Genomic DNA, 12578 nt, shown 5'->3' on the forward strand with positions numbered 1-12578 from the left:
GAGGGTCATCGATGTGAGCGCCGTTTGTAACAGAGTGTGGAGGTAGTCGAAGATGATCTACGTGAACGACTGCGTGGGACGACAGTCCTGGGTGCATTGGTTTGCCGCCCAGCCGTCTGCGCTATCCGAGTTGAGGCGAACTTTGAAGCTTCGCCTCATTCTGTGGGGGCTTCCCGAGCACGTTGACGTGGTGCAGATCTGCGCATCAGAGCTGGTCACCAACGTCATCCAGCACGTTGGGGAAGGAGCGCCCACCACGCTTCGCATCACGTTCAAGGGGCCGTATCTGCGCTTGGAAGTCGCGGATCCCGATATGCAGGCATTGCCCACCCTCCTAGCTGCCTGTAGTGCGCTGGAGTCGGGTCGAGGGATGGCCGTCGTCGACGCCCTGGCGGATCACCGCTGGGGTGTGTTCCTCCGAGATGACGCGAAGGTGGTGTGGTGTGAGCTTGCTACGAACACTTCCGTTGTCTCTGAGCCGACGGCCGGCCCTCGAGTCACGAGGGCCGGAGCCCTCCTTGACCTGTACGGATCGTGGCAACTGCCGTGTGGGACAGCTATGTCCGGCGGTAGGAGCGTGCTCGGTGCAGCAGCGGCAGAAGAGGCTGCCATTGGGGTCCTGGCCGACGTACTGCACTGGCTGCGTGCATACGGCTATGACCCCGATGCCGTACTCGACCGGGCGCAGACTCACTTCGAAGCAGAGGTCGGTGAGGCTGTGAGGGCTAAGGTCCGCTAGCCCGCGGTGATCCCCGAGTATGACCACACATCTGCAGGCAGTTCATAGTGCAGCTGCCACGTGATGGCCATGGGCTTGCTTCCCTCGTGCTGGACATACGTCGCCGGGCCAAGCAACATCCAGGGTTGGGCCTTGCCGATGTCGGTGTCTTTGTAACGCCGCATGAACAGCAGAACGTGGCTGCCGTGTTGCTTGTGCTGCTGGTAGCGCATGCCGGTGGGCGAGGTGGGCGCGGTTGTGCTCTGGGACTCCCAGTGGAAGAGGGAGGGGCTCAACGCGTAGTCCTTGTACCGGACCGTGGGGGAGAAGTCCTTCTCATTCTTCTCAAGGGTGATCAGCAGTGTGTCGGTCTGGTTCTGCTCGTCCCACAGGACACCCTGTGCAAAGGAACCGGGCATCTGACCGCCGAGGCGGGCGACACCAAGTGCGGCGAGGATCTCCGAGCGGTTGTATGCGCTGTGGATCTTCAGGGGTATGTGGGCGTGCGGGCCCTCCAGAGGGAGCGGGAAGTGGTCGGCTTGCTCCATCACGTGGTCGAGTACCTGGCTCAATTCGCTACGGAAGGCTCGCTGCTCACGGAGCGATTCGAGCCCTTCCTCGTACGAGCTGAACCCGCCAGCCCTGTCCCAGAGGTTGAAGAACAGCATGCGCGCGTACGTTTGGTCTTCAGCGCTCAACGAGTCATACGTCGGTGCGTCATCGCTCAACAAACGCGTGTAGGCATCGGCGCGTGCACGGTCGTCGACGTGTAGGAAGGCATGCACACGCTTCAACAGGTCCTCTTCGCCCGCCTGTTCAGGAAGGTTGGCCAAGCCGGCGCGGCGTAGGACGGTCGTCCACGAGTTGCTCGACTTATACAGCTCCCGGATTTCGCGGCGACTCTCCTTGAGGTAGTCGGCGAGGAGCGACGTGTCGAAGGCCCTCACCTCCTTGGCGAGGGTCTGGACGGTCGCCTTGATCTGGGTGCGAATGTTGTCCAGCACCAGCTTCTTGGACTTGCCTTCAAGGATGATCTGGCAGCCGGACGGTAGCAGAGGGAAGTCGCGCTCGGCATGCTCAAGGAGCCGGTTGCGCGACAGGTTAGTCATCGCGCGGAACTGCTCCTCGAACCGGAACTCGGCACGATGTTGGCCGATGAAATCGAGCACAGTGAGCACGGGCTTGTCCGGGGTGCGGCGCAGCCCTCGCCCCAGTTGTTGAAGAAAGACGGTGGCGCTGCTCGTGGGGCGCAAGAGGAGAAGCGTATCGACGTCGGGGATGTCCAAGCCTTCGTTGAAGAGGTCTACGGAGAAGATGACTTGGATCTCTCCGGCCTTGAGCTGGGACAGAACGTGGTCACGGACTTCGGGCTTGGACGCGCTATCCAAGGCTTCAGCCTTGAAGCCTGCGTCTTGGAAGCACTTCGCCATGAAGTGAGCGTGCTTCCTGCTGACGCAGAACCCGAGCGCCCGCATGTTCAGCGGATCGGACACCTTGTCCCGTACCTGCTTGATGACAATACGGGCGCGCGCGTCGTCGGCGGAGAACAAGTCGCCGAGCTGGCTCTGGTCGTACGCCCCCGAGCGCCAGTTGAGGCGGGAGAGGTCCGCACCGTCGGGCAAGCCGAAGTAGTGGAACGGGCAGAGGAGGTCGTTGTCGAGGGCTTCCCAAAGCCGCATCTCGGCGGCGATTCGACCTTGGAAAAACTCGTCCTGCACGTTCAGGCCGTCTGCGCGCTCGGGAGTGGCGGTCAGTCCAAGGAGTTGTTTCGGCTTGAAGTGGTTGAGAACGCGGCGATATGTCGTAGCCGTAGCGTGATGGAACTCGTCGATGACGATGATGTCGAAGTGTTCCGGGTCGAACTGGTCGAGTCGCTGGTCGGTGAGCGACTGCACGCTAGCGAAGACGTGTTTCCAGTCGCGCGGTAGCTCGCCGCTGAAAAGCACCTCGCCGAAGGACGCGTCGTCGAGCACTTCGCGGTACATACGGAGTGACTGCCGCAGGATCTCCTTGCGGTGTGCCACGAAGAGCAGCCGCGGGTACTGCTTGCCGCCCCCTTCCTTGTGGAGGTTGCGGTAATCCAGGGCGGCCATGACTGTCTTGCCCGTACCGGTGGCGGCGACCAGCAAGTTGTACCGGTGACCGCGTACCTCACGCTCGACTCGCAGTCGCTCCAGCATGTCGGCCTGGTGCGGGTGCGGGCGAACCTCAAGGCCCGAGAGGCTGATCTTGAAGTCTTGGTTGGACGGCGAACCGCCTGCCACGGTCAGAGCTTCGTCCAACTTGCGGGCGTCGCGATCGGGGTCGTAGGACTCGAAAGCGATGTCGTTCCAGTACGCGTCGAAGGTGGCCTCGAATTTGTTGAGTACGACTGGGGTGGCCACGGAGGACAGGCGTACGTTCCACTCCAGACCGTCGAGTAGGGCAGCCTTGGAAAGGTTGGAACTGCCGACGTACGCCGTGTCGAAACCGCTCTTGCGCCGGAAAAGCCAAGCCTTCGCGTGGAGGCGGGTTGAGCGGGTCTCGTAACTGACCTTCACCTCGGCGCCGAAGTCACGGACTAGCCGGTCGAGGGCGTGGCGGTCGGTTGCTCCGATGTAAGTAGTCGTGATGACTCGGATCTTGACACCGCGATCCCTGGCGGCGCGGAGAGAGTCTTCGAGCACGCGCAGGCCGTACCACTTCACAAAGGCGCAGAGCAGATCAATGCTGTCCGCCGTGGCTAGCTCCGCGCGCAGCTCACTGCCGAGGTTTGGGTCCTCGGGTGAGTTGGTGATGAGGGCGGTTTCCGAGAGAGGTGTCAGTGGGCGCATCGCATAGACGCCGGGCGCCTCTTTCTCGGCCAGGGCGAGGAGTTGGCGAGGTCCGTCAGAGATCAGGTCCGGCGGGTCCGTGGCTTCGAGGTCGGCTGAGCCGGATGCGAGTGACTCGATGATCCGGTTGGCGACGGCGACGCGCTTGTCATGCGGCAGCTGACTGAGTCGCCGACTAACGGCCTGACCGATGTGACGGGCGAGTACGTGGGGTGACGATTCTTCACTGACGTCGTCCTCGACGACCTTCCAACCACCCGCGCTCAACCGCTCCATTTGACCTTGCATGCGTTGGGTGACGAGTTCCTCAAATACACCCGCGACAGGCTGTGACAGATCCCCCGGCTGAGCCACGCTGTTTCCCCAATCCCCGACGCACAGCAGTGGCTCTGTTGTAGCAGGTGGCACCGACAGCCTCATGGACGGCTTCAACGGAGGGGTGTGGCCCAGACTGGTTGGAGGGGGCTCGGCGCGTCACGCCGGCGCCTGCCCCCCATGGCACTCCCCATAAACCCGCCCCGCCCCACACCAGCACCCAACCCCCGCTGCGGAGGCCACCCCACCGCCCGCCCCCGTGCCGCCAGCGTCGTCGCGTACTGCGGAAGCAGGGTCGTGTCCTCCGGGGACGAGAGCTCCGAGGCGGCGAAGGCCTCGTAGGACGGGACCGTGCCCGTCACGATGCCCAGGTTCGGGGTGCCGGAGGATGCCAGCTCCCTCAAGGACGTCTCTATCGTCGTCAGGTGCTCCTCATGTGAGGGGTACTCGACCGACAGCGAGGGATACGCGGAGAGCAGCTCAGTCAGCTCGTCCGCCGTCCAGTGCAGTACCGCCACCGGGAACGGGCGGGACAGGGCCTCTCGGTAGGCGCCCAGTTCGGCGCGTAGGCGGGAGATCTCCGCCTCCAGCTCCGCCGGGTTGTCCGAGCCGAGGGACCAGACGCGTTTCGGGTCGTGGAGTTCGTCCAGGGAGATCGGCATCGAGTGGAGGGTGTCCGCCAGGGCGTCCCATTCGTCGTGGGGCACGCCCAGCATGCGCCGGACTCGGTGGCGGCCGAACAGGAGCGGGTGCGTGGCGTACGGGGGCTCCGGGACGTCCGTCAGGAGGAGGCGGGCTCCCTCCGTGAAGGTTTCCTGCGCCTGCTCCAACTCGTCGTGGGACTCCAGGGCCTCGGCGACGATCACCCACGCTGCCGGGTCCCGGGGGGAGGACGAGCGGACGCCGTCGATGATCGCGCGGGCCTCGGCCTCGTGGCCGTACTCCCACAGGTTCGACGCCTTCAGGGCGCGTACCAGGTGGGGGTTGTCCAGGGGCGTCGACGACGCCAGCAGGCTGTCGTAGAGCGCGGTCGCGGCAGGGCGGTCGCCGGACAGTTCCAGGTGGGCCGCGGCCTGGAGGAGCAGGGCCTCGGCGTCCTCGGGATAGAGGCCGGCGGTTCGCTCCAGGCGTGCCGCTTCGGAGGTGTGGTCGACGTTTTCGGCAGGCGTGTCGGGGCGCATGGGGGACACCGTACTGCCCGTGGATGGCCGAACGGAGGGGAGAGGGGGGAAGAAGGGGCAGATATTGCCTGGTCGAGGAGGCCGTGGGCCTTGGTCACGCCTTCGCCAGGCACAGCAGCGTCAGGAACGGCACCGGGACCAGCGTCGCCGCCGCCAGCCATCGGCCGGGGCGGTCCTCGCCGCGGCGGCGGGGGCCCAGCACGTCCACCATCAGGAGCGCGAGCAGGAGCATCGTCCCCGTCACCGCCAGCAGGAACATCATCATCGGCGCGTGATCGAGGGTGTGGTAGTCGCAGTTCGAGCGGGCCGGGTCGGGGGCGAAGGCGTCGCAAGGTGAGGGGAGGTAGTCCGTCAGCAGCCAGTACGTGAGGTAGAGGGGGATGATCGCGGGCAGCCCGAGGCCGACGTTCGCCAGTGCGGGCGCCAGGAGGCCGGGGCGGCGCCCGCACTCGTCTCCCCCTTCTTCCTTTCCCTCTTCATCTCCCTCTTCTCCCTCTACTTCGTTCGTCACGTGACACACGACGTCCCGGACGTCCCTACGGTTGCCCCACGCCCACGGCGTCAGATCACCACCCCGTCGATCTGCAGCGTCTGCACCGCCTTCGCCGCGAACGGCACCGCCACCGACTTTCCGCTCAGGTACGTGTTCGAGTACGCCCGGTACTGGTCCCCGCCCGTCGTCACCGTGTTCCAGCGCGGGACCAGGCCGCCCGAGCCGCCGCTCACCGTCGTGAAGCGGGACAGGTCGAAGGTCAGCGTCTGGGCCGATGTCGACGTGTTCACCGCAACGATCACCAAGCGGCGCGCCGACGCGTCGTAGGCCGCCGCCGCGTAGCTCACGCCTGTGTCGAGGATGCGCATGCCGGGGCGGATGTGGCGGCTGAACTGGGCCATTACGTAGTATTTGGGCTGGATTGTGGTGGGTTGGAGGGTGTTCGCGTCGTACGCGATCATCGCCCAGCCCGTCGACGGGTCCATGACCTGCCAGTAGCACCAGGCGGTCGGGTGCAGCCAGCGGAAGTCGTAGCAGAGGTTGGAGGCCATGGTGAGGCCGGTGCCGTCGCTGTCGCCCGTCTCCGAGTTCCAGAGCTTTTTGCCGGACGTCGTCACCACGTCCGTGTAGAGGAGGTCCCTGCGGCCGTTCGAGCCCTGGTAGCCGTGCACGTTGACCTGCGACACCAGGGCCTTCGTCGACGTACCGAAGGATCCCCACGTCGAGCGGGCCGTGTCGTAGTTCGTCTCGTCCGAGGCCGCGATGCGGATCCCCGTCAGGCCCCGGCTGTCCAACTCGCTGCGCATGTACGGGAGTACGGCCGCCTGGACCGCCGGGTCCAGGTGGCAGCCCTCCTGGGTGCCGGTCGCCGTCCACCAGGTCGACGCCGGCTCGTTGAAGGGGTCGACCGTCGCGAAGTTCACGCCCCAGTTGTTCCTGGCGTGCAGGGCCGTGGCCGCCAGGTGGGAGGCGTGCTGGCGGTAGTTCCAGGTCTGGAGGTTGTTGCCGCCGCCCGCCGCGCCGGACGGGTTGTGGTTGGAACACATCCACCACATGGGGGAGTTGGCGAAGAGTTCCGTGGTCGCGCCGCGAGCCGTGGCCTTTGCCAGCATCGCGCGCTGGTTGGCGTCCGCGCTCCAGTTCCATGCCGAGGACGTGGGGTCCTCGTTGTTCCAGTCCTGCCAGAAGCCCTCGATCTGCTTGAAGCCGGGGATGTTCGGCGACTCGGTCATCGTCTCGCCGTTCACGCTGTTCCAGCTGCACGCGCCGAGGTTGTAGCGGGCGATGTTGAGGCCGAGGCCGGGCAGGGTCGTGCCGTTGTACGTCACCGAGTTGGTGGTGAAGAACAGGTCGGCGAAGTCGTTCCGGTTGCCGAAGACGTTCGCCCACCAGGCCAGGGACGTGCCCCAGCCCTCCCAGGTGCCGTACGACGTGCCGGGGTTGACGGCGATGGTGGCGTCCGCGTGGGCGGTGCCCGTCGCCAGGGCGCTGCCGAGGAGTGCGCCGCCCGATGCCGCCAGCAGAGTTCTACGTCGGATCATGACTTCTCCGCTTCGCTCAACGGCCGGTGTCGGCGGTGTCGTCGTCGAACCGGCTCCGTGGCTGGTCCCGTTCGTGCCGTTCATGCCGTCAGGAAGCATCGGGTGTGGCGTGTGAGGTTGTCGAGGGTTCTGACAGCCCTTTCTCAAACCTGTGGAGGAAGGGATGGGGGAAGCGTTCGGACGGTCGGACACGCACGGGTCTGGAGACCTCGCGCGGCGGCGCCTATCGTGCGGGCGGCCCCGGCGAATGAGGCTTGAGCAGACCCGAGGAGGCGCACGGATGGTGCGGGTTCGCGTCGTGCAGCACAGCGGGCTCCGGCGGCGGGCCCTGCGGCGCCGCGTGCTGTGGGGTGGCGGGGAGGTGCTCGTCACCGTCGGGGTGGTGCTTCTGCTGCTGGTCGTTCACCAGGTGTGGTGGACCAACCGGGAGGCGAGGGAGGGCGCCGGGCGAGAGGTCCGTGCCCTGGAGCGGTCCTGGGACGATGCGGACGGCGACTCCCGTACGGCCGGGTCGGCGCCGTCGGACGGGGCCGAACCCGCGCCCGAGGGCACCTTCGCGGACACCGGGGTGTCCGAGCCCACCGTCGGCGCCCGGCGCCGCGCCGCGGTCCCGCCCGTCCCCGACTGGTCCCGGGCCTACGCCATCCTCAGCATCCCGCGCCTCCACCTCCGCGTGCCCGTCGCCGAGGGCGTCAGCAAAGCGGGTGTGCTCAACAAGGGCTACGTCGGCCACTATCCCGGCACCGGGCAGCCGGGCCAGGCCGGGAACTTCGCCGTCGCCGGGCACCGCAACACCCACGGTGAGCCCTTCCGGTACATCAACCGGCTCGCGCCCAACGACATCGTGCGGGTCGAGACGCGCAGCGCGACGTACACGTACGCCGTCGACCGGACCCTGCCGCAGACCGCGGCCCATGACGGCAGCGTCATCCGGCCGATCCCGCGCTCGACCGTCAAGCCGGGCTACGGATACGAGGATCCGGGTTACTACCTCACCCTCACCACCTGCACTCCCGAGTACACCTCGAAGTACCGTCTGGTGGTGTGGGGCAAGCTCGTGTCCATGCGCCCGCGCTGAAGCCGCAGCCCTCAGGCGGTCGCACCCCGCTCCCGCAGTACCCCCACACTCACCGCCGCCACCAGCGCCAGCCCCGACGACACCACTATCGCGATGTCCGCGCCCTGTGCCAGGCCGCCCCCGGCGGACGTGGCGAGGGCGATGGTCAGGGCCACTCCGGCGCAGGAGCCGATGTAACGGAAGGTCTGCTGGGCGCCCGAGCCCATCGCGGCTCGCTGGGCCGGTACGGACTCCACCGCGAGCAGCGGCAGTGCGGCGTTCAGCAGGCCGCTGCCGATGCCGGCCAGCAGCAGGCCGGGGAGCAGCCGGGGCCAGGAACCCGCGTCGAGCGCGCCCAGCATCGCCAGGGCGCCGCCCGCGTGGAGGACGAAACCGATCGCCAGCTGCCACCGCGGTGACACCCGGCCGGACAGTCTGCGGGCCTGGAGGGCGACCGCGAAGGACAGGCCGGACCAGAGGAGGAACAGCCACGCCGTGTCCATCGCGGACAGGCCGAGCGTCTGCTGGAGCAGTGCCGGCAGGAAGCTGAACAGGCCGATCACCGCGAGCCCCGTGAACAGGCCGCCGGCAGAGGACGCGAGGAAGCGGGGGCGGCGCAGCAGGGACAGGTCGATCATCGGGGTCGCCGTGCGGCGCTCCACCGCGACGAAGAGGCCCAGCAGGGCCACGCTCGCCAGGAGCAGCAGGCCCACGGGTGCCCGCAGCCAGCCGTCCCGGCCCAGGGTCAGTGCCGCCACCAGGGCGACCAGGGCCAGTCCGAAGGTGACGGCCCCTGCGAGGTCGGGGCGGCCGCCGCGCGGGGCGCGGGACTCCGACAGGGTGCGCGTGGACAGGGCCGCCACGATCAGCGCGGCGGCGCCCAGGACGCCGTACGCGATCCGCCAGTCCGGCATGGCGCCGGCGACGACCGGGCCGAGCGCGATGCCGCCGCTCACGAACGCGCCCCAGACGCCGGTCGCGTGCAGGCGGCCGCGCGCGGTCGGGAAGGCGTGGACGATCAGACCCAGACTGCTGGCGAGGAGGGCCGCGCTCGCCGCGCCCTGGGCGACGCGGGCCAGCGTGAAGAGCCAGGTGGTGGTCGTCAGGGCGCCCAGGGCCGTGGTGACGCCCAGGGCGAAGGTGCCGGCGACGAAGATCCGGCGGCGGCCGTAGTCGTCGGCGAGGCTGCCGGCCACCAGGAGGAGTGCGGCGAGACCGAGCGGGGTGCCGTTCAGGAGCCAGGCCTGGGCGGACAGCGGGGTGTGCAGGGCGGCGGCGGTCTGGGGGAGCGTGACCATCGGCGCGGTGTACGTCATCAGGGCCACGGCGGTGGCGGCGCTGGTGAGGGTGAGGGTGGCGCGTGGGTTCGCGGGCTGCTCCGCGGCGGGGGCGGGGGAGGGCGCGGCCTGGGGTTCGGCGGGCGCCGCAGTGAGAGTTCGTTCATTGAACCGGGGCATGTGCCTCACCGTAACACCGTAGGTTCGTTCATTGAACCAAGAAGATGGAAAGGCGTTACAGTGGGCGCCATGGCACTGGGCAAGGACTACGCGACACAGGAGTGCTCGATCGCCCGGGCGCTGGAGATCGTCGGCGAGCGCTGGACGCTGCTCGTCGTTCGCGACGCCCTCTACGGCGTCCGGCGCTACAACGACTTCCTCGTCCACCTCGGCATCCCGCGTGCCGTCCTTGCAACCCGCCTCCAGGCGCTCACCGCGGAGGGCATCCTCGAAAAGCGCCGGTACCAGCAGTCGCCGCCGCGCGACGAGTACGTCCTCACCGACCGCGGCATCGCGCTGTGGCCCACCCTGCGCTCGCTGGGCCTGTGGGGCCGCGAGCACTTCGGCGAGGAGAAACTGCGCGTCTTCCGGCACGCCGACTGCGGCACGGAACTCGGCCCGTACGGCGAATGCCCCGCCTGCGGAACCGTCGTACCCGTCCCGGACGTCGAGATGGTGCCGGGACCCGGACTCGATCCGGACCCGGCGAATCCGGTCAGCCGGGCCCTGCTCGGGCCCAAGCGCCTGCTGCAGCCCATCGAGGCCGAACCGGCCGGCGTGACGGATGCCGGGCATCCTGTATAACGAACGTCAGGACGAGTTCGACGGGACGAGATCGAACAGGACACGTTCGTCAGGACACGTTCGTCAGGACGAGTTCGTCAGGGCGAGTTCGTAAGGGCAAGTGCTCACGAGGGGAGGGCCGTCGATGATCCGCAACTGGTCACGTCTGCGTCCCGCCGCCGTGCTGGTGCTGCTCTTCCTTGAGATCGCGCTGCTCGACACCGGCAGCCTCTCCGCGACCGTCGCGCTGGCCGCGACCGCCGCCGCCGGTTCCGCGTTCGCCGTCTGCTCGCTCCTCGCCTCACGCGCCGCGCCCGCGGTGCCGCCCACACGCGTGCGCACCGCCATCCGCGACCGGGCCCGCCGTACGGCATTCCTGCCGCAACGCGACCCCGACGCCTCGGGCCGGCCCCGGCCCAGGGCGCCCGGACACGCCCTTCCGGCGACCGCCGCGTAGGGCACGCACCTCTCACAGCTCCCACGTGTGACCCCGCGCGGGTCGTCATGCCGCCATGCCGATTTCCGGCATTCCTGTCATTCCCCCGGCACGACGAGACCCCCGGAGGGCTCACCCATGTCCGTTTTCGCCGACCTTGTTCAGCAACTCGCCGACCTGCTCCAGCCGCTGTTCGGCGCCTCCGCGGCCGCCGCCGCGATCGTCCTGTTCACCGCGTTCGTACGGCTGCTCGTGCATCCGCTGTCCCGGGCCTCCGCGCGCGGGCAGAAGGCGCGGGCCGGGCTCCAGCCGAAGATCGCCGAGCTGCGCAAGAAGCATGCGAAGAACCCGGAGCGGCTCCAGCAGGCCGTGATGGAGCTGCACACCAAGGAGAAGGTGTCGCCGCTGTCCGGGTGCCTGCCCAGCCTGTTCCAGCTGCCCGCCTTCTTCCTCCTCTACCACCTGTTCTCGAACACGACGATCGGCGGGAAGGCGAACGAGCTGCTGTCGCACCAGTTGTTCGCCGCGCCCCTCGGGGACCGGTGGGCCGACGCGCTCGGCGACGGCGGTGCGTTCGGGGGTGCCGGGCTCGTGTACGTCGGGCTGTTCGTGGTCGTCGCCTGTGTCGCCGCGTTCAACTACGGCCGTACGAAGCGGATGATGGCCGCGAATCCGGCGGTGCCGGTGGTCGACGGGGAGCCGGTGCCGGGGATGGGGGCCGTCAGCAAGGTCATGCCGTTCATGTCCTTCTTCACGCTCTTCACCGTGGCGGTGGTGCCGCTGGCGGCCGCGCTGTACGTCGTGACCAGTACGACGTGGAGCGCGGTGGAGCGGGCCGTGCTCTATCGCTGAACGCGCTGAACGCGCTGAACGCGCTGAACGCGCTGAACGCGCTGAACGCGCTGAACGCGCTGAACGCCGGGGACCCGTCGCCTACGGTCCAGTACGTGAACCGGGTATTGCGGACTGGGCGTAGACCTTGGAGGATCGACCAGTCCTCCGATGGCTGCACCCGTCGGCGGGCGCCCGCGATCGAGGGAGATTGTGATCATGAAGCTGCTGCGAGTCGGTACGGCAGGAGCGGAGCGGCCCGCGCTGCTCGACGCCGAGGGGGCCTTGCGGGACCTGTCGGGCGTCGTGCCGGACATCGACGGACCGCTGCTCGCCGACGACGCCGCGCTCGGCCGGATCCGCGCTGCCGCGGACGCCGGTGAGCTGCCCGAGCTGGACGGCGCCGGACTGCGGGTCGGGCCGCCCGTCGGGCGCATCGGCAAGGTCGTGTGCATCGGGCTGAACTATCACGACCACGCCCGCGAGACCGGCGCCGAGCCGCCCGCCGAGCCGGTCATCTTCTTCAAGGCCGCGGACACGGTCGTCGGGCCGGACGACACGGTGCTGGTCCCTCGCCGGTCGTCGAAGACCGACTGGGAGGTCGAGCTCGCGGTCGTCATCGGACGTACGGCCCGGTATCTGGACTCGGCCGAGGAGGCGCTCGCGCATGTCGCCGGGTACGCGGTGGCGCATGACGTGTCCGAGCGGGAGTTCCAGATCGAGCGGGGCGGGACCTGGGACAAGGGCAAGAACTGCGAGACGTTCAACCCGCTGGGACCCTGGCTGGTGACGGCGGACGAGGTGCCGGACCCGCAGAACCTCGCGCTGAAGCTGTGGGTCAACGGCGAGCTGAAGCAGGACGGCACCACGGCCGAGCAGATCTTCCCGGTCGCCGAAGTCGTGCGGTACGTCAGCCAGTTCATGACGCTGTATCCCGGTGACGTCATCAACACGGGTACGCCGGCGGGGGTTGCCATGGGGCGGCCCGAGCCCAAGCCGTATCTGCGGGCCGGGGACGTGGTGGAGCTGGAGATCGAGGGGCTCGGGCGGCAGCGGCAAGAATTCAAGGATGCCTAGAGGGGTGGGGGCTGCGCGTGTACGGCGGGTGCGGGCCGTCCGTGGTTGATCGCGCA

Annotated in this window: 10 protein-coding genes and 1 pseudogene; 6 read left to right on the plus strand and 5 right to left on the minus strand. The window is 68.2% G+C overall.

The genetic code is table 11. The features are described 5' to 3' along the window. Nucleotides 1-52 precede the first annotated feature (52 nt). Nucleotides 53-739, plus strand: a complete 687-nt coding sequence (locus OHO27_RS26125) for an ATP-binding protein (protein ID WP_328427412.1) — start codon at nucleotides 53-55, stop codon at nucleotides 737-739. On the opposite strand, the gene OHO27_RS26130 is transcribed toward OHO27_RS26125, so the two are convergent. The 4 genes and pseudogenes from OHO27_RS26130 to OHO27_RS26145 form a co-directional block, all read right to left on the minus strand. Further along, on the minus strand, nucleotides 736-3885 hold the full coding sequence (locus tag OHO27_RS26130) for a DUF3427 domain-containing protein (protein WP_443059599.1): 3150 nt from the start codon (nucleotides 3883-3885) through the stop codon (nucleotides 736-738). The genes OHO27_RS26125 and OHO27_RS26130 overlap by 4 nt on opposite strands. A gap of 120 nt (nucleotides 3886-4005) precedes the next feature. Continuing rightward, nucleotides 4006-5027, minus strand: a pseudogene (locus OHO27_RS26135) (hypothetical protein). Between the two features lie 94 nt (nucleotides 5028-5121). Next, nucleotides 5122-5538, minus strand: coding sequence for a hypothetical protein (locus OHO27_RS26140; protein ID WP_328427413.1), 417 nt, complete (start codon nucleotides 5536-5538; stop codon nucleotides 5122-5124). A 50-nt stretch (nucleotides 5539-5588) separates the two neighbouring features. Continuing rightward, nucleotides 5589-7061 (minus strand): glycoside hydrolase, encoded by a 1473-nt coding sequence (locus OHO27_RS26145; protein WP_328427414.1) that lies wholly within the window; start codon nucleotides 7059-7061, stop codon nucleotides 5589-5591. A gap of 280 nt (nucleotides 7062-7341) precedes the next feature. Between OHO27_RS26145 and OHO27_RS26150 the strand changes: the two genes are divergently transcribed. After that, complete coding sequence (locus OHO27_RS26150; protein ID WP_328427415.1) at nucleotides 7342-8139, plus strand: class E sortase; 798 nt, start codon at nucleotides 7342-7344, stop codon at nucleotides 8137-8139. Between the two features lie 11 nt (nucleotides 8140-8150). On the opposite strand, the gene OHO27_RS26155 is transcribed toward OHO27_RS26150, so the two are convergent. Then, the gene (locus tag OHO27_RS26155; protein ID WP_328427416.1) at nucleotides 8151-9575 is read right to left on the minus strand and encodes an MFS transporter; all 1425 of its coding nucleotides are present in this window, start codon (nucleotides 9573-9575) and stop codon (nucleotides 8151-8153) included. Nucleotides 9576-9644: 69 nt separating this feature from the next. Here OHO27_RS26155 and OHO27_RS26160 point away from each other — a divergent pair, with 69 nt between their 5' ends. The 4 genes from OHO27_RS26160 (at nucleotide 9645) to OHO27_RS26175 (ending at nucleotide 12522) form a co-directional block, all read left to right on the plus strand. Then, a complete protein-coding gene (locus OHO27_RS26160) occupies nucleotides 9645-10199 on the plus strand; it encodes a winged helix-turn-helix transcriptional regulator (RefSeq protein ID WP_328427417.1) in 555 nt (184 codons plus the stop codon). A gap of 124 nt (nucleotides 10200-10323) precedes the next feature. Continuing rightward, nucleotides 10324-10635: a DUF6412 domain-containing protein gene (locus OHO27_RS26165; protein ID WP_328427418.1), complete on the plus strand. Its 312-nt coding sequence runs from the start codon at nucleotides 10324-10326 to the stop codon at nucleotides 10633-10635. A 117-nt stretch (nucleotides 10636-10752) separates the two neighbouring features. Then, nucleotides 10753-11466 (plus strand): YidC/Oxa1 family membrane protein insertase, encoded by a 714-nt coding sequence (locus tag OHO27_RS26170; RefSeq protein WP_328427419.1) that lies wholly within the window; start codon nucleotides 10753-10755, stop codon nucleotides 11464-11466. Nucleotides 11467-11664: 198 nt separating this feature from the next. Further along, nucleotides 11665-12522, plus strand: coding sequence for a fumarylacetoacetate hydrolase family protein (locus OHO27_RS26175; protein ID WP_328427420.1), 858 nt, complete (start codon nucleotides 11665-11667; stop codon nucleotides 12520-12522). Nucleotides 12523-12578 lie beyond the last annotated feature (56 nt).

The sequence above is a fragment of the Streptomyces sp. NBC_00443 genome (genome assembly GCF_036014175.1).
In the GTDB taxonomy this organism is placed as follows: Bacteria; Actinomycetota; Actinomycetes; order Streptomycetales; family Streptomycetaceae; genus Streptomyces.

Excerpts from the sequence above, each read along its gene's own strand:
- OHO27_RS26125 (WP_328427412.1), top strand. The coding sequence starts at position 53 with ATGATCTACGTGAACGACTGCGTGGGACGACAGTCCTGGGTGCATTGG.
- OHO27_RS26145 (WP_328427414.1), bottom strand. The coding sequence starts at position 7,061 with ATGATCCGACGTAGAACTCTGCTGGCGGCATCGGGCGGCGCACTCCTC.
- OHO27_RS26150 (WP_328427415.1), top strand. The coding sequence starts at position 7,342 with ATGGTGCGGGTTCGCGTCGTGCAGCACAGCGGGCTCCGGCGGCGGGCC.
- OHO27_RS26155 (WP_328427416.1), bottom strand. The coding sequence starts at position 9,575 with ATGCCCCGGTTCAATGAACGAACTCTCACTGCGGCGCCCGCCGAACCC.
- OHO27_RS26160 (WP_328427417.1), top strand. The coding sequence starts at position 9,645 with ATGGCACTGGGCAAGGACTACGCGACACAGGAGTGCTCGATCGCCCGG.
- OHO27_RS26165 (WP_328427418.1), top strand. The coding sequence starts at position 10,324 with ATGATCCGCAACTGGTCACGTCTGCGTCCCGCCGCCGTGCTGGTGCTG.
- OHO27_RS26170 (WP_328427419.1), top strand. The coding sequence starts at position 10,753 with ATGTCCGTTTTCGCCGACCTTGTTCAGCAACTCGCCGACCTGCTCCAG.
- OHO27_RS26175 (WP_328427420.1), top strand. The coding sequence starts at position 11,665 with ATGAAGCTGCTGCGAGTCGGTACGGCAGGAGCGGAGCGGCCCGCGCTG.